Raw genomic sequence first — 25,825 nt, 5'->3', positions numbered from 1 at the left:
ATTTTATCTACCAAAATTGCTAAGGTAAGTCTGCCATTGCGCTGTGGTTGTTATTTCACCTGCACCTTCCCAGCCATAACCTGCGTGATAATTTAATGACCCATCAGACGACGATTGCGTTACTAGCCAAATATGACTGTTGTCTTTTATTTTAGATGGGGTATGAATGATTTTTCTTACTTTAGCGGGATCTATAAGTGCGCCAGTGCCTAAACCTTGACCGTCTATTATTTCCCACGCAGCAACCCAGCCATCTTTCTCACTTTGATAAACTGTTGCGTTTTCATCGTGCGTTGCTACTCCTATTGCAATAGGAATTGAGGCAGGCTTATCGTTAAGTGAAAACGTAGAGTCGACTTGATACATCCTAGAGCCAAGCGTTAGCGAAACGCTCTTCTTTTCGTTTACCAGTCCAATGGGTGTTTCAAACTCGTAATAGAGGATGAACCGTACCTCTTCCGCGTTATTTTCAAGTATTTCATATCGCGTAAAGCTGTGGGCATAGTAAGGCGTTTCATTAATCCAAACCGCAGAACCGCCAACGCCCCGACTTATGCCCGTGTGGTATGGGTCGTAGCCTTCACCACGGTCTTCATGATAAGACTTACCTGCAAAATGCATGGCGTACCACTTGTCTATAATCGAATAATCGACTTTTTTGAGCCAAGCGTCGACGCCGCTTGCATGCCCGGCTAGTGGGGCTGCTGGTCCGTACACTCTGAATGCGACTTTATCATTTTCCCATGCAAAGTCATCACGCCTTTGTGGGACAAACTTTGCGTATGACTTTACCTTCGTTTGTTCGACATTACTTTCATTAACCTTAGCCACTGAAGTCTCAGATGAGCAGCCAATTGTCGCTAGCCCCATCAGCATTGAAAGTGCAACACACGTTTGCTTATGATTAAACATTAACATCTCCTGAAGAACTCGGTCTAAGTAGTATGACAAACCGAGTCTCTAATGAAGCGCTAGATTAACCTTAAAAGCCAATAAATTAGCGCCTTGATTGTTTGTGGTGGATATTGCACCAAAGTGACCATTAATGCAACATTATAGGTTGCAGAAAAAACCCCTTAAAATACTGATTTCAATGTAAGTAACTGAAAATAGGTTATTAGCGCAATAGTTGTCGATTAATTCATATTTCCTAATATTAACCTGTCATTAACAATTTGGTTGATAGTGATTAACTTGTGATCTATTGTGATTGCGTTTTGATTGGCAATGATTGTTTAAGGGAGAGTATGGATGTTGAAATTTACTGCTAAAAAATTGCAAGTAGCCGTTGCAGTGTCATCTGCTATTGGATGCTTATCGAGTAATGCTTACGCACAAGACATTGATTCAGCCGCCGATAATCGGAAAGAAACTGAGGTTATCGAAGTAAGAGGTATAAGGAGTGCGTTGGCCAGTGCACTTGCGGAAAAGCGTTCTGCAGATAGTATTAAGGAAGTTATTCAAGCTGAGGATATAGGTAAGCTTCCTGATCAAAACTTGGCAGAAGTATTAGAAAATATTACGGGTGTTCAGATTGATCGTACTGCTGGTGTTGGCACTGGTGTTCAAATTCGCGGTACAAGTGCAAACCGAGTAGAAATAAATGGCGTTTCGACTGTTGGAAGCGGCAACGGCCGTTCAGGTATTAGTTTTGATGACTTGCCCGCAGCACTTATTTCGTCGTTAGAAGTCATAAAAGTTCCCTCCGCGGAAACTATAGAAGGCTCTGTAGGTGGAACAATAAACTTGAGAACACTTCGTGGTTTAAGTCTCAAAGAGCAGTTAATATCTGTGCGAGCGCAGGCAGAAAACAGCGATTTAGCAGATGCGACATCGCCAAGAGTCTCGGCTACGTTTGGTGATAGCTATGATACTGATTATGGTCGAGTTGGAATTGTACTAACTGGAAGCTACGCTGAGCAGCAAGTGGCCTCTTTTGATCCCCGTTTTGATAGGGATAGAGAGGTCTTACCGGACTCTGGAAGTGGTAGTGCAGAAGCATTCCCGTTTTTACGAGCACAGTTTTTAGACCAAGTTATATCTCGGTATGAATATGAAACAAAGAATTTTACTGGCTCTATAGAATTTGAGCCTGTAGACGATCTTAAGTTCTATTTCGATGCTACGCTAAATAGACAAGAACGCGCCCAAAAAAGCTCTCGCGCATTTATCTCTGGCACCGGCGGAGCAGCTGTTGTCGATAACACAAACAATACTTCATTTGAAACAGTCAACTTAGGGACAATTGACGGACCTAATGGACCTTTAAATTTAGGTGAAGTACAGGCGGTGCTTACAGGAACATTAGGTGTGGGCGTAGATGGCAATAATAACAATATTGACCCAAACCTGAGAACGAGTGTTAATACTGGTTCACGTTTCACCGATAGCGACGTCTTCGCTACTGGGTTCACATGGCTCCGGGATAGGTTAAAGCTTTCCTCTGAAGTATCGTACTCGAGTTCAGATTCATTTTTCCCCCGTTTAAACACAACATTGGACTTCATTAATCCCAATGGACCGCAACCTAGTGAAGGGCTTAGCATAGACAACGGTGTACCGGTTGAGTTTGATGCATCTGATCGCACGTTACAATTCGGTATTGCCCAAGGAGCAGAATTCGGGCCTTCAGACCAAGATCTTCTCAATCCAGCGAACTATGCGCTAAGAGGAGTTGGTGTTGGTAGAAATACACAAGAAAACGCTGAAACTGCATTTAGAATTGATGCGGACTATGATATTTCCGACCTTAATCCCTATTTTTCAGGAATAAAAGCGGGTTATCGCTGGAATAAGAACACAGCGTTAAGCAGTGACATCAATACCGCATCAAATTTTTCAAATCCAAACACGTCGTTCTACCGACCAACTGCTGATTTATTCTCTAGCATTGTCAGCGCAGGTCCTTCTAACTTTAACGATGCTGACGGTAGAAGGTTGTACATTGAGAATTATTTGACCATTAACAGCGATTTGTCTTTTTCAGATCCAGATGCGGTTATCAACGCTCTCAATCAATCAATCGAGGAGAATAACGCGCTTCAAATTGCCAATGGTAATATAACGGAGGGCTATCCGCTGCTGTCTCAGCCTGAGCTGCAGCTAGACTCCTTTTTTGATATTGAAGAAGAAACAAGTGCATTGTATTTACAAGGCGACTATTTCTTTTACATTAACGATATTACCTTTCGTGGAAATGTGGGCTTAAGATACGTCGATACAGAAGTGACCTCTGTGGGCAACAACATAGAAAATGGAGAAGTCACCGGTCTGCGTGAGGAAACTTCTTCATACGAGTATTTCCTTCCACGATTCAATATAGTGTCTGAAGTTATTGATGATGTCGTCATACGTGCAGGTGTTGCGAAAGATATACGTAGACCGAACTTTGATAACCTTTCTACGTCGGTTAACTTCCCAGGTGGAGCCGGTGCAGCTGTTAGAGTCGGTAACCCTGCTTTAACCCCAGAAGAAGTAATATCCTATGATTTATCTGCAGAATATTACTTTTCAGAGTCTAGCTTTGTTAGCGTTGGCCTATTCCATAAAGAGCGAACAGACATCTTTGCCGCGGTTCGGGATAATCCGGAAGAGCCAATTGGTGATAATGGTCAAATTGAGCGGGACATTACGGCGCCCTGTGAAGGTGGCGGTATTTATAATCCAACGGTTACCGACCGAAATGTGTGGTCGTCAGTTCCTGGCACGGGAATATGCGTACCGCTTCAAACCACAATTAACTTGCCGAATGAAGAAACTCAAACAGGTGTTGAATTTGCGTTTCAACACGATTTATCAGCTTATGAAAAAGAGCTAGGATGGGCATCAGGTTTTGGGGTAATAGCTAATTATACCTACCAAGAATCGGGAGCAGGTATAGAAACTTTCCGTCCTGCAACGGGTGACGCTAACGCATTGAATAAGCTTTTGGGAAGAACCGATACCGATCAGTCTACTGCAACGCTCGCCGATGATATTGTAGAAGAACGCATTGAACTGGAGGATTTATCTCAAAATGCGTACAACATTACTTTGTTTTACGATAAGTATGACTTGAGTGTTCGTGCTCGATATACGTGGCGTTCAGCCTTCAGAACGGGAGAGTTGATAAGCTTTGATATGCCTCGTATAGTGGATGACAGAGCCCAGCTGAACATGAGTGTAAGTTATGATATCAATGACACATTCACAGTGGGTCTAGATGGTATCAATCTGCTACGTGAGGATAGAACGGAGTGGTGTGTAAACGAAGGGGCATTGTTATGCGCTCAGGGTCTTACCGATAGGCGTATAGTCTTAGGGATAACTGCCAGCCTTTAAATACCCTATTAACAGTCTTCATTTAAATTTGCCCCTTGCTTTATTGTAGGGGGCATTTTTTATTATTAACAAAAATTCTTTCAATACGCTCAAGTTTAGACCGCGAAAATTTAAACCTTACTATACTTTATTAATGGTAATCGGCATCAGCGAAGGTAGTAACGCGACCAATTAAGGTGATAATAATCCAAGTCAGAGTTTTTGCTTTTTATATAGATTATCTACACATCGTTCTAATAATAACGATTCGCAGCATTATGGAGCATGACGATACGATGCTTCCTTAAGTAGTCCCCCTTATTTTTTCATTAATATTCACATTTAATGGTGATTATGGTGTAATTCCATCACAGTTATCACTCTTAAAGGTTTTTCCTTCTTTTTTTAGTGGCTATATAATGATTTTTACTCTATTTATTGATGGTATCACCTTATATTGTGATTATATTCATATGAGTCTATTATGAAAGGATAATGATGGTATTCATATTTAACATTCACCATTGAGGGGTCTTTATGACTACAAAGGATGGTACTGAAGTTATTCACAAAGCTTTAGCTGCATACCAGGTTAGGTTAACTGAGGCTACTAGCACGCTAGAAAAGCACTTGAAAGCGGCGCTCAATTCAGGCGATGTAGTAGGCGGCGTTGCCAGCTTTAATAGGATTTTAGATGAGTACACCAAACAACATCAGTTAGATTTAGGTACTGTAGCTATGTTATCGGGTGTTTCTAAAAATACGATGACTCGTCTTAAAAAAACCGTCGAGAGTTCGAGGTTGGAAACGATTGGTGCTGTTCTTGATGTAATGGGACTGGAGCTTGTTATCGCAAGAAAAGGAACTAAGAGTGAGTAAAATTAATCGCCAAGGGGCGATTTATGCCAATGAGGCTTTGGCCGGTTATCTCACTGAGTTTCACAACGAAGGTAAAGTATCTTACAGATTTCAATACCGGCCTAATTATCTGGAAAGCGGAGCTCCCATAGGCTTCTGCTTTCCGTTGCAAAAAGAAGCATTTGTATTTGATTCTTTTCCGACGTTTTTTGAAAATCTATTAAGCGAAGGGTGGATAAAGATGTATCAAACCTCTAAAACGCAGTTAGATAAAAAAGATGAATTCGGTTTGTTATTACATAATGGAAAAGTCTTGATTGGTGCAATATCTGTCACAAATATGGAAAAGGACTTTATCGTATTATGAGGCCTCAATTAAGGCAAATTTCTTTAAAAGCAAATAGTACACCCTATTCTCCTTCATTCTTGAAGAAGATGTTCGGATTAAGCCATCTACCTGATACTGGATTGTTGGTTAAAGGTGATCAAGAATTCTTTAATCGAGTTGCCCCCGAGTATTTAGATGGGCAGTCCATATCGGGCGTTCAAAAAAAGCTTTTTATGGACTTAGAGGGCGACTACCTTGTGCCAGTAAAAGGGCACGGACGATTTATCGTAAAGCCAGCGCCAGAGAATCTCGCGCATTTACCGGAAAATGAACATGCAATGATGCAACTGGCTCGTTTTTGTAAGTTCAATGTTGCTGATAACGCACTGGTTCCCTTCGAAAACGGCGAGTTTTGTTATGTAACTCGAAGGTTCGATTTAATGAAGGATGGACGAAGATTGTTTGTTGAAGATGCTGCAAGTATTTGCAACGTGCATTCTTCTAACAAGGGCAGCGATAATCTCTCGTATGAAGGCATTCTAAGAGCCCTATATGAAGCCAGTGGCCGTAACATGGCTGTTATTTATAATGGAGTTAGGCAAGTCTTATTTTCTTATCTTATAGGGAATAATGATCTTCACTGTAAAAACTTCTCCATGTATCGAAATCCCGATGATATGACGATAAGAATGCGAGACTTTACTCCGATTTATGATGTATTGTCTGTAGCTCCTTACAGGGAGTATTATAACGAAGACTTAACTCTTTGCGTTCTTGAAACCGAGCTAGATGCTGTTTTTAGTCCGTCATATGAGATCGCGGGGCACTATACATTCGAATGTTTCCTCACTCTTGCGACCAATCTTGGGTTAGCTGAAAGCGCGTCAAAAAAGCTAATTACCCAGTTGTGTTTAGATGTAGGCAAGTATTTTACACCAGTTCTCGAAGCTTCCTCTAGCCCAGACAAACACATAATATCGAACCACATAAAAGAGAAGTTATCGAGGCTTGGTCGGTATATTGATTGATATCAGTTCAGCTTAAAAAAGTTGCCTCAAGCCTTTACTGAAGCCTCCAATTTAAGCTGGACTTTATGTTGTGCGATAACTAGCCTTTCATATCTTCAAGTTCTAAGCCTTTCGTTTCATAGACAAAGCGCACGACAAATATAATTGATAGCAGAGAAAACAATGCGTAAAGCCCATAAGCACCGGCAAGACCAATTCCTGCGAGCAACATTGGGAACGACCATGTTATAAGAAAATTCGTTGACCATTGAACTAATCCACTTACTGCCAGACCTGAACCACGAAGTTGGTTCGGAAACATCTCCCCCAGCATTACCCACATCACTGGGCCCCAGGAAAAATTAAAGCAAAATACGTAAAGATTAGCTGCAATCAAAGCAACAGGACCCCATTCGTTAAGGGCAAGTCTGCCATCGCTATTTTGCTCGGCATTTAAAAATGCAATTGTGAGGATCACAAGTGTGACTGACATTCCAATTGAGCCCCACTTTAGTAATGGTTTACGCCCAACCTTATCAATTATTGCTAAAGCGACTAGACAAGCAGCAATGCTTATCGCACCGCTGATAACATTGATTAACAGTGCATCCGATTCAGAAAAACCTACGGCTTGCCATAAAACAGCCCCGTAGTAGAACACTACATTGATACCAACAAGCTGCTGAAGTGCAGCTAAGCCAATGCCTACCCACACTATGGATTTTAATTTACCTGTTGTTTTATCAACTAAGTCTCTCAATTGTGGTTTATGGTCTTTTGACAAAGAAGCCTTTATTTCTGCAAGTTTATTCGCACCTTGAGTACCATACAATTTATTTAGTACAAAGCTTGCTTCATCGGTCTTCTGTTTCACCACGAGGAATCGAGGGCTTTCTGGAATGAATAGCAGCATAAAGAAGAATAGTGATGCAGGAGCAATCTCCATCCAGAACATCCAACGCCACGCTTCAAAATCTAGCCAAAGCATTTGCGTTGAGCCTGAGGCATAATCGGCAAGGAAATAATTGCTAAGGAAAGCGGTGAAAAGTCCAGCGATAATGGCTATTTGCTGAATCGAAGCGAGCATGCCTCTATATTTTGCAGGAGATACTTCTGCAATATAAGCAGGTGCCATAACAGAAGCTGCGCCAACGGCAAGTCCCCCAATAATTCGATAAATCACAAACTCGAAACCACTTGTCGCAATTCCTGAGCCACAGGCACTTATCAAAAAGAATGTTGCTGCTATTAGTAGTAGAAACTTCCGGCCATACTTGTCTGCGAGTCGTCCTGCAAAGAATGCACCCACAGCACATCCTAAAAGCATACTAGATACGTTGAATCCCGTTCCTACACTTTGTGAGTTGAACGCGGCTTGAAGACCATCAACCGTACCATTTATCACACCGCTGTCGAATCCGAAGAGGAAACCACCTATTGTGGCCACAATAGTAATAAACAGAATGAATCCATTGTTAGAGGACTCGTTTGAAAGGTCAATTGTTGTCGCTTTATCCATATTATTTTTCTCTATTGGTCACGTTCTTGTCTAGGAGTTGTTGTCATCAAACTTTTTGATTCGCTCTCAAATTTATTGAGCTTTGATGCCTGGCGGTATTCAACCGGCGTCTGGTCGAAATGCTTTCGAAATAGTGCATACATATACTGAACAGACGGATATCCACAGTGTTTAGCAATTTCGCTGCTGTGTACCTCGGTTTCTCTTAACATTCTGCAAGCACGATCCAGCTTTTCATTGTGTATTTCAGTATGAATACTATGCCCACGCTCTTCTTTAAAACGAGTTTCTAAATTCGAACGTGAAATACCTATTTGGTCTAGTACCTGATCGACTTTTATCCCTTTGCAAGCATTCATTCTTATGAAATGAGATGCCTGCATCACAAGAGGATCTTTGATGGCTTTGAAGTCGGTAGATTGCCTTTCTGCTACCGATATAGGTGGGACTAAGAGTTGCGTGACTTTTGGAGGGCTGCCGAGTAACTGCCGGTGCAGCAGCTTTGCAGCTTGAAAGCCCATTTCGAGGCAACCCTGCCTGACAGATGACAGGCTAACGCGGCTTAAAAAGCGTGTAAGTTCATCATCATCAATTCCAATTACTGCAAACCGTTCCGGAATTAATAGTCCTAAATGATCACATGCCTGAAGTAGATGCCTAGCTCGTGAATCTGTGACTGCAACTATTCCGGTAGGTGTGGGTAAACTCTTGAGCCAATCTGTAAGGCGTTTTTGAGAATATTGCCAAGTTTCGGCTCTAACGGCGTGTCCACGATAGACGTAACATTCATATCCGTGGCGCTTAGTTATAGCAAGCATGGCTTGTTCACGCTCTTGAGCCCACCTTTGCCCTTGGCTAATCGGGCTTCCATAAAACGCGAACCTCTCAATACCTTTTTGCCGCAAATGTTCGAACGCTGCTTCAACTAGCGCATAGTTATCTGTTGCAACATAAGGTATGCCTGGGTAGTTCTCTTTATTCTGATAGGAGCCTCCAACGCCCACTACAGGAACCTTAGTGTTCAACAATGTTTGCTCAATGGCGGGGTTGTCGAAATCTGCAATAACACCATCACCGTGCCATTCATCAAAATGCTCTAGTCGAGTTAAGAAATCTTCTTCTAAATATAAATCCCAGTCAGCATTAGATGTTTGAAGGTAGCGCCCAATGCCTTCAATTATTTGCCTATCAAATATCTTACTTGCATTAAGGAGCAGCGTAATACTATGCGCTTTCTCGAACATGTCAGGTTCCTACGTATAAACAAATTACGTAATAGTTATTATGTTTATTGGTTAACCGCATACTAAACCAGGATGTGGTAATTAACAAAACGATTACAAAATTTCGTAATTGATATAAACGCTTTTAATAACCAACATCAGTACATAAGTTCTTATTTGTATGAGACAAGCCGATGTATATAGGAATAGATCTAGGCACCTCCGGTGTGAAAACGGTGTTAATAAACGAAGGTGGTAAGGTTGTTACCTCGGTAACTCGACCCTTGAGCGTATCTATGCCTTATCCGCTTTGGTCAGAGCAGGATCCAAACGACTGGTGGGAAGCTACTTGCGACAGTTTAGATGAACTGAGCCGAGAGGTTGATTTGACCGAAGTTAAATCAATTGGCCTAAGCGGCCAAATGCATGGCGCTACCCTGCTTGATAATGAAGGGAATGTATTAAGACCTGCAATATTGTGGAATGACGGTCGCAGTTCGGAGGAATGCGAAGACTTAGGTAAGCTAGTTCCAGATTCGTCTATTCGCACCGGTAACCTCATAATGGCCGGCTTTACAGCCCCCAAAATTCTGTGGGTTAAAAAGAATGAACCTGAAATATTCTCTAAAATAAATAAGGTTTTGCTTCCCAAAGATTTTTTGAGATATCAACTATCGGGAGAGTTTGGCACCGATATGTCTGATGCTGCAGGGACTGTATGGTTGAATACTGAATCTCGTTGCTGGGACGAAGAGCTATTGTCAGCTTGTGGCCTTAGTGCCGATAACATGCCGATACTTTACGAAGGCAGCAGTGTTACAGGAAATTTGAAAGAGTCTCTTCAGCGTCGATGGGGAATGCACAATGTAGTACTCGCTGGTGGAGCAGGGGATAATGCTGCCGGTGCTATTGGATGCGGCATTTATGAATCTGGTCACGCCATGCTGTCGCTCGGCACATCAGGCGTTTATTTTGCGGTTACCGATCGGTTTACTGTAAACACCGCCCAAGCTGTTCATAGCTTTTGCCATGCTATCCCCAATCGATGGCATCTGATGTCAGTGATGCTGAGTGCCTCAAGTTGCTTAGATTGGTACGCTAAGCAGAGCGGTTATATCGATGTCGGTCACATGATTGATGACGTGCAATCACACACCAGCCATCTAGATACACAAACCCCAGTATTCCTTCCTTATCTGACCGGTGAAAGAACTCCCCACAACAACCCTTCGGCAAAAGCTGCTTTTTTTGGCATATCTGCATCAACTGAGCGTGTACACATGGCGCGAGCGGTTATAGAAGGGGTCTCTATGGCTCTTGCCGATGGCATAGATGCAGTGCATCAAAGTGGTATTGCTGCCACCTCTATAAGTCTTATTGGCGGTGGTGCGCGAAGCACATTTTGGCGTCAGTTACTTAGTGATATTAGTGGCTACGAGTTGGAATATCGTGAAGGAGGGGATGTTGGACCGGCTTTAGGAGCGGCGCGTTTAGCGCAATTAGCGGCTAACCCAAGTTTAGATATCTCAGATGTGTGCTTCAAGCCTACGCTAGAGGAAACTTATGTGCCGAACAGCGAGGTCCATGTTGACTACCTCAGTAAACGACAAAAATTTAGAGAACTGTACTACGCCGTTGAGCCATTCTTCTCTTGAAATCAAGTTGAGAGTAAAAATTTAGAAACGACAGCTACGTGGCCATTCAGCGCGTACAAAAAAGGAAAAATGATGAGTAACTATTTTGAAAGCATACCTTCAATTAAATATGAAGGACCGGAGTCAACTAACCCTTTGGCGTTTAAACACTATAATCCTAAAGAGGTTATTGGTGAAAAAACAATGGAAGAGCACCTTCGCTTTGCAACGTGTTACTGGCACAATTTCTGTTGGGACGGTGCTGACGTTTTTGGTGGTGGCACATTTAATAGACCGTGGCTTGCTGCCGGCGACCCAATGGAGGGAGCTAAGCAGAAAGCAGATGTGGCGTTTTCTTTTTTTGAAAAGCTGGGCACGCCGTTTTACTGCTTTCACGATATCGACGTTGCCCCTGAAGGCGATTCAATACAAGACTATATTCGAAACTTCGCTGAGATGACCGATGTTTTAGCTCGCAAACAAGAAGAAACCGGGATGAAGCTTTTGTGGGGAACTGCAAACGTATTTAGCCACCCTCGTTACATGTCTGGCGCTGCTACCAACCCTAATCCTGAGATTTTTACTCGCGCAGCGACACAAGTCTACCATGCCATGAATGCCACTAAAGCTCTCGGTGGCGCTAACTATGTGTTATGGGGTGGTCGTGAAGGCTATGAAACTCTTTTGAACACAGATTTAAAACGAGAGCGTCAGCAATTAGGGCGATTTATGAACATGGTTGTCGAGCATAAACACAAAATTGGTTTTGATGGCTTACTGCTTATTGAGCCGAAGCCGCAAGAGCCTACTAAGCATCAGTATGACTATGATACGGCCACTGTGTATGGTTTCTTAAAAGAGTTCGGTTTGGAGAAAGAGTTCGCAGTCAATATTGAAGGGAACCATGCAACTTTGTCAGGGCATTCATTTCATCACGAAGTGGCGACTGCCTTTGCACTTGATATTTTTGGTTCTATCGATGCGAATCGCGGGGATGCTCAGCTGGGTTGGGACACCGATCAGTTTCCTAATTCAGTGGAAGAAATGACGCTCATTTGTTATGAAATTTTAAAGAACGGTGGTTATACATCAGGTGGGTTTAACTTCGATACGAAGCTAAGGCGCCAAAGCTTAGACGCCGAAGATCTGTTTTTAGGTCATATAGGCGGTATGGACACGTGTGCGTTAGGCTTAAAGAAAGCTTACGAGCTTATTTCAAACGACGTGCTAGGCAGTAATGTAAAGAGTCGCTATGCAGAATGGAACTCGGTGTTCGGACGAGAAATTCTTGATGGAAATATGTCGTTGGAATCCTTAGCCGAGCATACTAAATTGAAATCCTTAGATCCTAAGCCTATTTCAGGAAAGCAAGAAGGTTTAGAGAATATTGTGAATCAGATCATTTACAAATAGAGGTTTACGATAGTCAAAAAAGCTGCAAATTTGCAGCTTTTTTTATGAGGCGAAGACAGTATTACTCCTGGCTAGAGTCTTACAAAAAATCTTCTCGCATCGGGCTAAACATATCTATAAGGATACCGCCCGTTTCTGTTGTTGTACCATGCTCAACATGTGGATCGATAGCACAGCTATCACCTGCCTTTAATACCTTTAATTCACCGCCGATGATGAAGTTAAACTCTCCCTCTTCGCAATACACTATTTGGGTATGACGGTGGCTATGAGCGTAGCCCTCTGCGCCCTTCTCAAACCATACTTTGACGGCCATAGCATCATTGTTATAAGCAAGTATTTGGCGCTTAATGCCGCCTCCCATATCTTCGACTACACCTAACTTTTCAGACATTCAGTTTCTCCCTACAATTATGTTAAATTTATCTATATCACTAGCTGCGTAAATTATTGGCGTTGCGCTTTTTCCAATTCTTTCTTAAAGTGCATGTATTCAATTCGAAGCCCTAATTTTTGAGAAAAATTTAGACCAAGTTGAAGCAATTCAAATTGATTATTCACCGCAGAAACCTTGTCTTTCAAAATTTCTATCGCACCTTTGGTGTCGCCCGCTTTGTCTAAAGCCAACATCAAAATGTACAAATAGTTACTATTGCTAGGCTCGATATTGTTGGCCTTTGTCAGGTGGATAATAGCAGTATCTATATCTTGGGCTCTTATCAAACGCATACCCTCAGCGTAATGCATTAACGAAGATTGAGGGTTAGCTTCCAGACCGTCTTTAAGTGTTGAGCCTTCTAAGTGATCCTTGCCCAATGAGCGATACAGATTGGCCAAATTAATGTGATTAGGCTCAAAGAAAGGGTCTCTTGATATGCCTGCTTTTAAGAATTCTTCTGCTTGGACAAAGTTCCCTAAGTTCGCTTGAACCAAGCTAGCGTTTAAATTGCCCTCACCTCGCCATAGTGTCTGTTGTGATGACTCTGTCATTTCACTCAAAACAGTAGATGAAACGAGCGACACCTCACCTGAAGCGATCAGTTGCTCTGCCGAGGCAATTCTGATGGCTCTGAATTGGTCTTGAAGCAGAGGTTTTAAAAGTTGGGACCTTTTGTTTCTATCAACTAGAAATGAGATGTCTGCAAAGGCAAGTCGCACCAACGGGCTGCTGTCAGATGCTAATACCTTGGCGTAACTGTAGGGTAGGGTTTGGAGAGTGTTAGGCAATAAAGATATGACGGTGGCTCGCTTAATGTCTGGAAGTGAGCTATTTTTTGCCAACGCAATGTGGCGATTTGCTGTTAAACGTTCACCACTTAGTAATCGCATATATTGCATTTCTGTAGGATGTGGAGAAGTTGAAGCGCCATGCCAGTCAATTAAGCTATCTTTAGCCCACTTTGCGCTTTTATCTTCATGGCAACCATTACATGCGTTTGGCGTATCGAATTTTTCACTTAAACTTGGTGTCGGAATATGAAAGCTGTGGTCTCGTCGTTCATCGATACCCATATATGTATTCGTCGGCATATGACAGTTCACACACTGTGAACCTGCGGTATCAGGTTCGTGACGATGGTGCTTCACATCATCAAATGTCGATGATTTATGACATTGTAAACAAAGCCCGTTTCCTTCTACTTTTACTTTGGCTGTGTGAGGATTGTGACAGTCATTGCAATTCACACCAGCCTCGAACATTTTACTTTGTAAAAAGGACCCATATACGTACACCTCATCTCGAATTTGCCCGTCTACATGATACTGAGGCGTTGACAACAAGGCAGGCTTGAATTGCGATAAAAACGGTTCAGATGGGGCGATCCCATCAGTGAGCGGCGTACGAAGCGAATGGCAAGCAAAACAGGTATCCATAAAACGGTTGTCTCTTTCGGGACCTGTCCAAGAAGCGATATCGTCATTTTCGCCTAGCAACCAGTTGCCAATATTTTTCTGTTCGTTTTTAGTAAGAGCAGAATGGGACGTTTTGCTTTTTTTGTAGTGACTGTTAGAAAGCTTACCGTGACATGATTGGCAAGAAACGTTCACTTCGTTCCAAACTGTTTTAAAGGAATCTCTTTCACTGTCGTAGTTTCTTTGTAAACCTGATGAGTGACAGTCTGCACACATCCCATTCCAATTCTGTAACGGTTGCAACCAATGTAATCTATCTTCCTGGCTAATTTCTTCGTCAGGATAAATGGGATACCACCTTTGGCCGCCAATTGATTTTTCTCTTGTATCCCATGCAAAAGGGAACACCTGCATTTTTCCGCTGTCAGTTTTGATAAGGTATTCTTGAAGAGGAAAGTGACCAAATACGTAACTCACTTCATAGTCTGTAGTGTGTTCATTTTCTTCAAACTTTATAAAGTACTTGCCGTCGCGCTTAAAAAATGTCGCTTTTTGATTGAAGTGCTCAAATACAAGGTTGTCGAAATTACCTTTTACCGTTGCTTCTGTGGCTACATCCATAGCTTTACTATGATCCGATTTTAGCCAGTCAGATAATTGCTCTTGATGACACGAACCACACTGTTCAGCCTCACTACCGAACGCGTTAAGTACAATACCTGTGAGAATAAGTAATAAGAGTTGTCGAAGCATGAATTTTTGGTGCCAAAAACGATTATATCCAATCATAAAATATCATGGTAAGAGTGATGATGCTAACAATTGATTAACCTTATCAACGAGTAATGGCACTGGCATTGTGAAATTCTTTGTAAATTAACGCTCTTAAGTGCATGATTTTATCTGGCGTGCTTATTAATGATCGTTAAAGATGTTATGATAGCCATGTCTTTCAAATTTATTCAGGAGTAGTCATGAAAATTGCATTAATGATGGAAAATAGCCAGGCGTCAAAAAATCCTGTAATTCTTAAAGAGCTAGAATCTGTAGCCGATTCACTAGGTCATAGTGTCCACAATGTAGGGATGAACAGTGAAACCGATCATCATCTTACCTACGTGCATTTGGGGATCATGGCCGGGACATTGATAAATTCTGGTGCAGTAGATTTCGTTATTGCTGGTTGTGGTACTGGGCAAGGTGCTCTGATGTCGTTGAATGCTCAACCCGGTGTGTTCTGTGGTTATTGTATCGACCCTTCAGATGCATTTTTGTTTAACCAAGTTAACAACGGTAATGCATTGGCACTTCCTTTTGCGAAAGGTTTTGGCTGGGGTGCAGAGCTTAATGCACGTTATATCTTTGAGAAAGCATTAACTGGTGAGCGAGGCGCTGGATATCCTGTTGAGAGAAAAGAGCCTCAGGTTCGCAATGCCGCCATCTTAGCAGATCTAAAAGCGGCGTTATCGAGCGATGATTACGTCGATACGTTGAAGAAAATTGACCAAGAGCTTGTGAAAGTTGCTTTATCTGGAGAACGTTTTCAGAAATGCCTTTTTGAAAATGGCAAAGATGAATCAATAACGTCATATGTTAAGTCTTTAGTCTCGTAACTTTTGATTTAATAAGAGAAAGGCGTCATCTGACGCCTTTCGATGTATCTTTTATCCCACAGGAATAGTGCTGTTTGGGTATCTAATTGTTACCTGACGAGGGCTAGCTAGGAAGTACGCAATAGTTAACGGTCCCAAGCGGCCTATAAACATCAAAAAGATAATTACGACTGCACCAGCATCAGACAAATCACCCGTTAACCCCCTAGATAACCCCACCGTGCCGAGAGCGGAAATAGCTTCAAAAACTACATCTAGGAAATCAGCTTTTTCGGTTATTGATAGAATGAATATTGCCAGCCACGATACCGCAGTTGAAAGAAGAGTCAGTGCTAGTGCTTTTCCTCTGGTCTCGGTAGATAGCGACCTTCCGAATATTGATGGCGAGGGGTCACGGCGCAAATAGCTATATGCTGACATGATTAGCACGACAAAAGTAACAAGCTTAATTCCGCTCGCTGTACTCATAGACCCTCCCCCTATAAACATAAGCAGAAGCGTTAGCCACGTTGTAGCATTTTCTAGCGCACTTATATCGATAGTGTTAAATCCAGCGGTTCGAGGCGTTACGGCTTGAAACCATGCTGCCCAAAATCTAGACGATGAGTCTAAACCACCAAGGGTATTGGGATTATCTTTTTCGATAAAGTAAATCAAAACTAGCGCGATGCCGTTGATGATAAAAGTGCTACTAATCATTAGCTTGCTATAAACAGAAAGAGGCCGCCATGCTCGCTTTTTGTTTAGATCTATCCATACGGAGAAGCCTAAACCACCAATGATAAATAAGGCAGTTATCGTGAGATTGATCACTGGATTTCCGACATACGAGGATAGGCTATTGGCGCTAAGGGCGAAACCTGCGTTGTTGAAAGCAGAAACCGTATAGAAAAATGCGTGAAACAGCGCTTCTCCGATAGGCTTAGTCTGTAACCAAAAAGTCGATAAAATAATAAAGCCTAGCAATTCGATTATTAACGCAAACAAGAGCACTGATTTAGCGGTAGAAACGAGGGTAGATAGGTCCGTTTGATTAAATGCCTCTTTAATAGCAGATTGCTGTAAAAACGATATTTTACTGCCTAGTGCAATTAAGGTTACTACTGCGAAGGTCATCAATCCAAGGCCGCCAATTTGAATCAATAGAGCAATGATAGTGAGCCCTACTTGAGTAAATACCGTTCCTGTATCAACAACGACCAATCCAGTGACAGTTACTGCCGACGTTGCAGTGAATAGGCTCTGTGAAAATGAAATAGGTTGAGTGGTCATGCCGGGAAGCAGTAGTAGCAAGGTACCGATCGCTATTACTGCTAAAAAGCTCAGCGATAAAATGAGAGGCGGTGCTGCCTGTATTTTGTAAGCGCTTTTTGCTTTTCTGGATATTGGACGTTGTTGCAAGTTCCAGCGCGTCATTACTTCAACCTTGGAGCAATTCTGACTAAGGCCTCTTTAGGGCCGTATAAAATTAGCGTATCGCATTTGCGGACAATATGAGAAGTGGACGGGGATTGTGTTACTTCTTGCTCACGTTTTAACAGTAAACAATGTATCGAATTTTCAAAACCTTTAATTAATTGGTCTATGCTAGTAGGCTGAAAAGACAATGGAAGGTGTATGTCGACTATATAATTGCCATGGCCAACGCTAAGATAATCACTCACCATGGGATAATTTAATGCCTGTGCAACACGCGCACCCATTTCTTCCTCGGGGTGTACAATTCGCGTCACACCTAATTTGGAGAGTATTGTATGGTGTGCTGCTGTGTTCGCTTTCACCCAGATGTCTTTAACGCCTAAGTTTTTAATATGCAGTGTACACAGCAAGCTGGCTTGCATATCTTCACCTATTGCAACAAGAACCGCTTCACTTTGACAAAGGTTTAATTCTTTTAGCGCCCTTTCATCAGTGACATCGCATATAAGCGTTTGAGTTAATTGTCCTGCGTATTGTTCAGCGAGCTTCTCGTCTTTATCGATCCCTGTAACAGTATGCCCCATATGTATAAGTTCAGTGCTAGCTGTTAATCCAAATCGGCCTAACCCTATTACCGTAAAATGTGCCATAAGTTTACTCCGAATGATTAAATACAAACCGGTAGCCGTGGCCCGCGGAAGTCTCTATTGAAAATTGATTTGTGCTCAGTGATGAAAGTTTTTTTCTTAAGTGGCTAACCAAAATTCTAATGTAATGGGTATCTTCGCTATTGTAGTTCCCCCAAATTGTGCGCATAAGCACTGTCTGGTTGATGAAAATCCCAACATCCCTCGTTAAAACATCCATTAACAAAAGCTCTTTGGGTGTGAGCGAAACATGCGTCTTTCCAAAGGTTAACAACCCACTATTTAAGTCGAGGTTGAGGTCATGAAAATTTCTTATGCGTTCAGCTTCAGGAATAACTGGCGTAATATCGCGTAGGAGAACCCTTATGCGAGCAATCAGTTCCTTTATACTGAACGGTTTACTCACGTAATCATTTGCTCCTGACATTAAAAGCTCGACTTTGTCATCCTCTGAATGTCGCGCTGATAAAACCAAAATGGGTACACTGCTAGTCTGTCTCACTCGCCTTAAGATTTCTTTGCCATCCCCATCAGGAAGTCCAAGATCCAATATTATTAATTCAGGCTTTTCTTTTAGGGCAAGTACTAGTCCGTCTTGCACGTTACCTGATTCTTTGGTTTTAAACCCTTCAGCTTTCAAAGCGATACTTATCATTCGGCGAATGTGAGTTTCATCTTCAACAATGAGAACGGTATTCATGAAAACTGCTCGCTTAAATTAGGGATAGAAAGAATTGCACGACAACCTTGATCCAAATTTTGAAGTATCAGCGTTCCTTTATGAGCTTCCGCTATTCCTTTGGCCACATTTAGTCCAAGACCAATACCGCCCCTTCCAACATCACCATCGCGTGAAGAAGAGAACAGGAGGAAAGGTGATTCAGTATCGCCATTTTTAAGGCCAATGCCTGAATCCTCGATAGAAAAGTATGTGTTTTTCGCGTCATTGCTAACAATCACTTTCACTGCTTGGCTGCTAAATTTAAGTGCATTGTCGATAATATTAAATAACGCTTGCTCCAAAAGCGGTCCGCTAGCAGTAACGTGCTCATTGCTGTTTTTATAGGTAACGGAAATCCGGTTGGTGCTAAACCTAGCTAAGAGGTTATCAATGATAGAGCGGATAGTGACTTTCTCTCTTCCTGCAATGAGTAAGTCACTTTGAATTTTTGTGGCTTGAAGAATATTCTCGACATAGGTGTGTAAACGCTTGCTCTCAGAGATACTGCCTTTTATTAATTCTCGCTTATCTTCTTCAGATAATGAGTGATAGTAAGAATCTAATGTTTCCATAGAGCCTATAATTGAGGAGAGTGGTGTACGTAAGTCGTGTGAAACTGAGCGAAGTACATTCGCCTGTAATTGGGCCTTTCGAAGGGCTGTTTGTTGTTTCTTATAAAACGCAGTTAATTCACTTGTCAGAATGGCGACGACAATGAAAGTTGCCATATTAACGACATCGTCGGCATTGCTCATTCGAACTGAATACAAAGGTTCGGTGAAGAAAAAGTTGAAGCTCACGGCGCCAAACAGAGCCGCTAAAATACCGTTAAAGCGAGAAAATATAATTGCAGAGGTAACAGAACCAAGCTGCAAGATGAGTAGCGTACCACCTAACGGTAAAAATGAACTGCTTAGCAGCCAACTTACCAGAACTGCAAATATCATAATGGAGCATGTAACTGCGATATCGCGCATACATTTAACTCAATTGTTCTTTGTGAAAATACTGTGTTAAATGTATCAAGGAAGGGAAGTGAAAACGCGTAAAATTTGCGTAAAATTTTGAAGGTTCTTGTGAAAACTACAAAGATGGCGAGGGCTTGCGCCCCAGCCAACCTTACTTGTTACAATTAGAATCTGTAGTTAACAGCTAATTGATAGATACGTCCTGTATACGTTAAACGGCTTACAGCACGTTCGTCTGTGCCTAAGAATTCCTCGCCAACTTCATCAGTTAAGTTGAAAGCACGTAAGAACAATTTAGTTTTGTCATTAAGCGCATATTGACCTACAAAATCCAACCGGCCTATTGCCTTTCTTGTACGGGCATTAGTACCTAAGAACGAATTAGCGCCTCTAAGCGTTTGATCGTCACGCCAGTTGTACGACAAGCGTAAGCTTATTCCGTCATTTTCCCAATAGGTAATTACGTTGAACGATTCCGGTGATACACGCGTTAACTCAATTTCACTGCCTTCTTGATCTAAGCTTGTATAGTTAAATACACCACCAAAGCCGTTCCAAGGGTAGGGAAGAAAATCAAGCTTCTGCTGGATTGCGACCTCATAGCCTGTAACGGTAATTTTATCTGAAATATTGATAGGAGCAGTGATATTTACTTCTCTCAAGTTTTCGTTACCGTCATCGTCAATGATAGGTGTCGTTTGGATACAACCAAACTCTCGGCCATTAGTTCCAGGTGTGCGCTCTATGTCGCCCAGCAAGCGGTCAACAATGGGGTTTGTACCTGGCTCAGGACAAAAGCCTTGTTCAGAATCAAATAAGTTTGTGATCTCTTTCTTAAAGTAACCTACTGAGATTGCACTACCTTCGCGGTTATACCACTCTAGTGAAATGTCGTAATTCTTCGCTTCATAAGGACGTACTGTTGCTGTCGGAAGGTCTAAACGAACCGTTTGGTTGCCGCCACGCAAAGCGGCAGTTGGACGCTGTGCAAGCAGGTTAGGACGAACGATACCTTCATAATAAGCACCTCTGAGCAACACATCATCATGAACTTCGAAAGTAATGTTCGCCATGGGAAGCGTGTGTTGATAATCGTCCTCAAAAGTAACTGCTGACGCTACTCCGTTTCTTCCTTGGTCATCCACTTGGGTTTCAAATCCATCAAAGGTGTTGTCGGTTTGAATATGGCGAACGCCAATGTTGCCGCGATAAGGAAATGATCCTAGCTCTCCGCCAAAGTCAGTCATCACATACATCGCTAAGATATCTTGGTCTGCGCCAAAATTGAAACCAAGATTGATAGGTAAACCACTATTCCTATCTTGCTGATCCCAAAATCCCGTTCTGTTTCGCTCTAACCCTGCAAATGGAGTACTAAAAGAGGTCGCAGTGGGGATATTATTGACATCGGTCTCGATGCCTTGCTGTAACATATCCAATGCTAAATCATTGTCGATGGTCAACCATCCTGATGTGTTGTCAAATGTGCCTGGGATATTACCGCCGAAGTAATCACCTTGCTCGGAAGACAAAATGTTGTCAGTTAGGAAAGCATCAGAAATATTACTTGTATCGACGCCGGCCAAACCTTGTCTCTGATCGATACTTTCAAGAGACTCTCTTGAGAATCGTCCACCAAATTTTACAGTTTCAAAGTTAAGTGAGTTACCCAAACCAAAATCAACAAAGCGTTCTGCATTAAATTCAGCACTACTTACTTCTCTAGATAAATCCCGAACGCGGCCTGTAATTCTGAATGCTAGGCGTCGACCTTGGTTAGCGTCAGACACTGAGTTAACACTTGACGAGCTTAGGTTTGGCTCTTGCCATACTAAGTTATTGTAAACATAAGGTTGATCGAACTGGCCTTGAACAAAAATGTTATCTAAGTTTCCATTGCCTGAGTTTATAGAGCCGTTAAAGCCAGTAGCAACGCTGTCTAGGTCATTTCGACGACCATCTGCGTCTGTAAAATTGAAGGAGTCGCGCCAGTCTTGGTCAGATAAAAAAGTTATGCCGACATTTTGGAATTCATTGCTTGCTTTAGAGTGTGTAAGCGTGCCGTCGAAAGCCCAATCATCTGTGAAGTAGTCAGCGTAAAGAATAATACCTTCTGTTTTTTCTCTAAAAGTGGTCTTACGATTTTCTGTTTGAAGAGAGCCATCTGTGAAGTCATAGTTAGATACTGCATACACCAAAGGAGCGCCTTCTTCGTCAGCAGTTCTATCGTAAGCAAACGGTGCAGTGTCCATATCTAGTGTTACGCGAGCATCGAAATTATCTCTGTCACGACGACGAGTATTAAAGCCTGGGCTGATGGTTGAAGCTTCTTTCGTTCCGTCAGCTAAGTCACGTTCTGAGAAGAGTAAATGCGCGCCAAGCTTAAAGTTTTCACTTACGCGGTACTCGATATTACCAGAGAACGAGATTCTATCGCCATCACTGTACTCACTTACGTTTCGAGCGCGTGCTGGTGCTGTGAGTTGTGCATCTTCAGCTAAGCCCCATTTCTCGCGATACTCGGCAATATTGGTGGCACGAACATCGCCGTCCACAGTATCTACAGATGTATAGTCGACAATATCAAAAGTATCTCGTCTAAATGTTTGTCCTGAACCCGCCAGCTTGAAAGCTACACCTAATTTCTTGTCCATAAGGTGTTTAACGCCAGAGATTCTAAAGTTTGGGTCTACATTACCCGTTAGATCCTCATAGCGTCCGCCTACACTTATTGATGCTGAACCGTCTTTCTTTGACAAGGCTTGCTGAAGCTTCTGATCGACGATACCGGCAATACCTCCAGCCTGAAGGTCTGCTGTCGGACTTTTAACAACGGTTACACCGTCGAAAATACTAGCTTCAAATGCTGCAAATGGATTTGGTTCGCCCACAGCATTAATGTTGCTTGCGCCCGAGGGCGTCGCAAACGATTGGCCCATTGCCGTTGTTTTTACGAACCCACTACCTAAACCACGAAGACTGATAGTACTTTGTCTGCCTTCTTCATCAGTGTTCAACTGAACGCCAGGAATAGCTTGAAGTGCCTCACCAAAATCTAATGCAGGCAAAGCATCGATATCAGTAGCTGATATAGCATCAACGATAGATGCGGCGTTACGTTTGGTATTAAGCGCATCTTCAAGCGAGGCTCTTACACCGGAGACTTCAATAACTTCTACGCTCTCGTCCTGTTTTTTATCAGTGTTCTGCTGTGCGCTATTAACTGCCGTGTTAACTTCTTGCGCAAGTAATGTAGGAGAACTAATGGTTAATAAAAGTGCTGCTGTGTTGCCCAACAGCTTTCTATTTATATTTGATCTTGTATTTTGCATCGACCCATTCTCTTCGTTGTGTGATTTAAGTGTGTTTCTTAAATGTATTGTTAAATCTTTGTGAACCCATATTAACCACATGAAACAGTCAAAACAAGTCATTTATCATCATTTGTAATGAAATTTAGACTATTCATTAGTCTAATACTGAATATTTTTGAGTGATATCGCTTCTGCGTTTTCTTCACTTATCTTCAAGGAGCAAATTATTAAATGATTTTATCTAAGTATTTCAGAGTGGTACAAAGAATTCTGATAATTGTAATGTCAACAAGGTTGAGGTTTTTTAAATATCATTAACAATCATAAATAGTCACTTGGTGTTCGGTTGGATTTAACTGAGAGAAGATATAGGAAACTTAAGTAACGTTACTAACAGAACTTTTATGTTATTTTTTTGTTGATCTCGAGAGCAGCGATATAATTTGAAGGACTTCCCGAACTCTATGATGTGTTATGACGAGATGAAAATGCACCGAGTAAATATTGGTAATAAAACTGTTTTAAGCCTTGCTACCAAAATAACTTCTCGCACGTAAAAATATCCAAAGGACTGGTATTGACCAAAATATGCTTCCTCCATTAGAAGTGTCAGGAATTGAGCTATTATCTGGAGTATTATTTTCTGCCTTAGGCTGTGAGACTGAAATAGTTAATGTTTCGCTGTCCGTTGTATCGCCATCAGACACAGTTAGCTTTAGTGAGGCTTCTTTCCCGGAAAATGACTTAGGTATGCTAACTCCGTAAGTACTCTGCGTTACATCCACAGCCTCATTCAGAGAAAGTGAGGCGCTTACTACTTGCAGGGAAAGTAGATCTTTATTGGTATCACTGAGTTTGTATTCAATGAACACCGAGCTACCAGCAGTGGCTGAAAGACTTTTGTAAGGTATGCGAATAGTGGGAGGGCTATTTACGGGTAGTATTTGCACAGCGATTTGCTTGCGAATTGTTTTAACGCTGTCCTGCGCAATAAATGCGAAACTGATGAATTGAGAAGTACTAACCACTGGAGCTATGAATGAAAGTCTATCTCTTGTTGCATCAACATTGATATCTGGGCCCATAAATTGTTGATAGTCTACTTGGCTCTTTCCCTCGGTGTTTAATAGCTCCCATGACAAGGTGATTTTGTCGCCAGCACTAGCCTTACGCCGCGACGCGTTGATATTAAGCGTTAATTTTGAAGACACGCGGTCCTCGGGCAATCTATATTTGCTTGCCGAGTTACCAATACTATCGAAATCAAAAGCCCCTTGTTGATAGTCTGGATTTTGTAAAGGAAGCGCTGCATCCGATAGCATAAGGTAACTTGTCAACAGACTGTCAAGTTCGTTGCGTTTATCGGTTGCTGCATTGGCCAAGTTTACCGTTTCGTCGATGTCATCAACCATGTTGTATAGGGCGTGTCGGTGAGGCTCACCTTCGCCATAAAAAAAAGTCTTTATAAGTTTCCAGCCGTCATACATTATTGTTGCTGACGGGGGGAGCCAATCAGGTATACGCGGCATTGTCGGGTAATACGTAATAATGGGCCGCATATCTATGGTGTCGCCGGTCAAAATAGGTCTTATATCAGTACCATCTATTAAGTGCTCATTAGGTAAGTCAATATTCAGTCCTCTAAGTAGCGTTGGATAAAAATCTACTGTCTGAATTGGCGTTTCGCTTATTGTATTTTTTTGCGTCAACCCCGGCCAAATTATAAAGGTAGGAACCCGATTTCCGCCTGAATACTGCGTTGCCTTACCTCCCCTTAATGGAAAGTTACTCGTTGGGTGTATTTCACCTAATACATCATACATATTTCCACCATTATCAGAGGTGAAAACGATTATGGTGTCTTTCTCTATACCAGCATTTACCAATGCGCTATATAAAATACCAATAGCGTCATCAAAATGTTTGATCATCGCTGCGTAGGTCGCACTGCGCTGACTATTAAATGGTGAGCGCTTCTCTCTAAAATACGTGACGTAATCAGCTTTGGCACTAAATGGAGCGTGAACGGAAAATGGCCAGAAGTTAACGAAGAACGGACCGTTTGCATGAGTCTCAGCAATCCACTGCTTTGCTTCTTTGGCCAGGCGCATATCGATATGTTCTAGCGGTATATCTGGCTCAAGGTTGGGAGCAAATGACCAAGGTGCAAGGTATCCTCCAGTAGGGCTTGGACCGCTAAAATGAGGAATATCAATATCAAAGCCGTGTTCTAACGCGCTGTATGGAGAAGCACCAAGGTGCCATTTGCCGAAATGTGCAGTTTGGTAGTTTTTTGTTTTTAAAACCTTCGCGAGGGTTGGCAGTGATGTATCTAACCGCGTGGCGGTTAACGGGGTGGTGGCAGGTTGCTCACTTGGCCCCGCGGACTGTTCTAATGCGGTTAGTCTAACGGCTGTATTGTTTATATTGGGATTTAAAATATTATGGCGTGCTGGTGTTTGTCCAGTGAGTATTGACGCTCTAGTGGGTGAGCATAACGGACTATTACTAAAGGCATGCGTGAAGGTCATGCCCTTCTGAGCTAGAGCATCAATATTAGGTGTTTCATAAAATTTATTTGGTTGATAAATTGATGTGTCGTTCCATCCAAGATCGTCCGCGAGAATGAAAATGACATTTTTGGGTTGTTGGGAAAGAGCTGGCATACACAGCACTAACAATCCAAAAAATATAAAAGCTTTGTGCATATTCACTCCGTTGATGCATTACTGAAAGCTGTGCGACTCCTAACAATATAACCTATTTTGAATAATGGTGAGCAAAAAAGTAGCTCACGTTTTTGTTTGAGGCGTTAAGGATAGCCCAGTAAATTCGCGGTGTGCAGTGATTTACGTTTTATTGGTCCATTTGAGGCGTTGAGGTTAGCCCAGTAAATTCGTGGTGTGCAGGGATTTACGTTTTATTGGTCTATTTGAGGCGTTGAGCATAGCCCAGTAAATTCGCGGTGTGCAGTGATTTATGTTTTATTGGTCCATTTGAGGCGTTGA

General features: G+C 42.2%; 18 protein-coding genes. 7 read left to right on the top strand and 11 right to left on the bottom strand.

Annotated elements, in window-relative coordinates; translation table 11 throughout:
- Window positions 1-3 precede the first annotated feature (3 nt).
- Window positions 4-912, bottom strand: a complete 909-nt coding sequence (locus tag JV36_RS0104065) for a DUF4861 family protein (RefSeq protein WP_032096141.1) — start codon at window positions 910-912, stop codon at window positions 4-6.
- A 339-nt stretch (window positions 913-1,251) separates the two neighbouring features.
- Between JV36_RS0104065 and JV36_RS0104060 the strand changes: the two genes are divergently transcribed.
- The 4 genes from JV36_RS0104060 to JV36_RS0104045 all read left to right on the top strand — a co-directional run bounded on the left by JV36_RS0104060 (window position 1,252) and on the right by JV36_RS0104045 (window position 6,513).
- The gene (locus JV36_RS0104060; RefSeq protein ID WP_032096140.1) at window positions 1,252-4,320 is read left to right on the top strand and encodes a TonB-dependent receptor; all 3,069 of its coding nucleotides are present in this window, start codon (window positions 1,252-1,254) and stop codon (window positions 4,318-4,320) included.
- 516 nt (window positions 4,321-4,836) lie between these two features.
- On the top strand, window positions 4,837-5,178 hold the full coding sequence (locus tag JV36_RS0104055) for a hypothetical protein (RefSeq protein ID WP_032096139.1): 342 nt from the start codon (window positions 4,837-4,839) through the stop codon (window positions 5,176-5,178).
- The gene (locus tag JV36_RS0104050; RefSeq protein ID WP_032096138.1) at window positions 5,171-5,524 is read left to right on the top strand and encodes a HipA N-terminal domain-containing protein; all 354 of its coding nucleotides are present in this window, start codon (window positions 5,171-5,173) and stop codon (window positions 5,522-5,524) included. The genes JV36_RS0104055 and JV36_RS0104050 overlap by 8 nt, the downstream gene beginning before the upstream one ends.
- On the top strand, window positions 5,521-6,513 hold the full coding sequence (locus JV36_RS0104045; protein ID WP_032096137.1) for a HipA domain-containing protein: 993 nt from the start codon (window positions 5,521-5,523) through the stop codon (window positions 6,511-6,513). The genes JV36_RS0104050 and JV36_RS0104045 overlap by 4 nt, the downstream gene beginning before the upstream one ends.
- Window positions 6,514-6,592: 79 nt before the next feature.
- On the opposite strand, the gene JV36_RS0104040 is transcribed toward JV36_RS0104045, so the two are convergent.
- Window positions 6,593-8,011, bottom strand: a complete 1,419-nt coding sequence (locus JV36_RS0104040; RefSeq protein WP_032096136.1) for a sugar porter family MFS transporter — start codon at window positions 8,009-8,011, stop codon at window positions 6,593-6,595.
- A gap of 11 nt (window positions 8,012-8,022) precedes the next feature.
- On the bottom strand, window positions 8,023-9,255 hold the full coding sequence (locus JV36_RS0104035) for a XylR family transcriptional regulator (protein WP_052010177.1): 1,233 nt from the start codon (window positions 9,253-9,255) through the stop codon (window positions 8,023-8,025).
- 173 nt (window positions 9,256-9,428) lie between these two features.
- Between JV36_RS0104035 and xylB the strand changes: the two genes are divergently transcribed.
- Entirely contained in the window at window positions 9,429-10,889 is a 1,461-nt protein-coding gene (gene xylB, locus JV36_RS0104030) for a xylulokinase (RefSeq protein WP_032096135.1), read from the top strand.
- A 72-nt stretch (window positions 10,890-10,961) separates the two neighbouring features.
- Window positions 10,962-12,281, top strand: a complete 1,320-nt coding sequence (gene xylA / locus JV36_RS0104025) for a xylose isomerase (RefSeq protein WP_032096134.1) — start codon at window positions 10,962-10,964, stop codon at window positions 12,279-12,281.
- 79 nt (window positions 12,282-12,360) lie between these two features.
- Here xylA and JV36_RS0104020 read toward each other — a convergent pair whose 3' ends face one another.
- On the bottom strand, window positions 12,361-12,675 hold the full coding sequence (locus JV36_RS0104020) for a cupin domain-containing protein (protein WP_032096133.1): 315 nt from the start codon (window positions 12,673-12,675) through the stop codon (window positions 12,361-12,363).
- A gap of 53 nt (window positions 12,676-12,728) precedes the next feature.
- Window positions 12,729-14,888, bottom strand: coding sequence for a multiheme c-type cytochrome (locus JV36_RS0104015; RefSeq protein ID WP_032096208.1), 2,160 nt, complete (start codon window positions 14,886-14,888; stop codon window positions 12,729-12,731).
- A 221-nt stretch (window positions 14,889-15,109) separates the two neighbouring features.
- Between JV36_RS0104015 and JV36_RS0104010 the strand changes: the two genes are divergently transcribed.
- Window positions 15,110-15,748: an RpiB/LacA/LacB family sugar-phosphate isomerase gene (locus JV36_RS0104010; protein ID WP_032096132.1), complete on the top strand. Its 639-nt coding sequence runs from the start codon at window positions 15,110-15,112 to the stop codon at window positions 15,746-15,748.
- Window positions 15,749-15,799: 51 nt separating this feature from the next.
- On the opposite strand, the gene JV36_RS0104005 is transcribed toward JV36_RS0104010, so the two are convergent.
- The 6 genes from JV36_RS0104005 to JV36_RS0103980 form a co-directional block, all read right to left on the bottom strand.
- Complete coding sequence (locus JV36_RS0104005; protein ID WP_032096131.1) at window positions 15,800-17,164, bottom strand: TrkH family potassium uptake protein; 1,365 nt, start codon at window positions 17,162-17,164, stop codon at window positions 15,800-15,802.
- A complete protein-coding gene (locus JV36_RS0104000) occupies window positions 17,164-17,817 on the bottom strand; it encodes a potassium channel family protein (protein ID WP_032096130.1) in 654 nt (217 codons plus the stop codon). The genes JV36_RS0104005 and JV36_RS0104000 overlap by 1 nt, the downstream gene beginning before the upstream one ends.
- 4 nt (window positions 17,818-17,821) lie before the next feature.
- The gene (locus JV36_RS0103995; RefSeq protein WP_032096129.1) at window positions 17,822-18,514 is read right to left on the bottom strand and encodes a response regulator; all 693 of its coding nucleotides are present in this window, start codon (window positions 18,512-18,514) and stop codon (window positions 17,822-17,824) included.
- Complete coding sequence (locus JV36_RS0103990; protein WP_032096128.1) at window positions 18,511-19,512, bottom strand: sensor histidine kinase; 1,002 nt, start codon at window positions 19,510-19,512, stop codon at window positions 18,511-18,513. The genes JV36_RS0103995 and JV36_RS0103990 overlap by 4 nt, the downstream gene beginning before the upstream one ends.
- Before the next feature lie 155 nt (window positions 19,513-19,667).
- The gene (locus JV36_RS0103985; RefSeq protein WP_032096127.1) at window positions 19,668-22,835 is read right to left on the bottom strand and encodes a TonB-dependent receptor; all 3,168 of its coding nucleotides are present in this window, start codon (window positions 22,833-22,835) and stop codon (window positions 19,668-19,670) included.
- A 503-nt stretch (window positions 22,836-23,338) separates the two neighbouring features.
- Window positions 23,339-25,525: a sulfatase gene (locus tag JV36_RS0103980; RefSeq protein ID WP_032096126.1), complete on the bottom strand. Its 2,187-nt coding sequence runs from the start codon at window positions 25,523-25,525 to the stop codon at window positions 23,339-23,341.
- Window positions 25,526-25,825: the final 300 nt, after the last annotated feature.

It is taken from the genome of Alteromonas sp. LOR (assembly GCF_000753865.1).
GTDB lineage: Bacteria > Pseudomonadota > Gammaproteobacteria > Enterobacterales > Alteromonadaceae > Alteromonas.
This window is presented reverse-complemented; position numbering and strand designations above follow the sequence as displayed.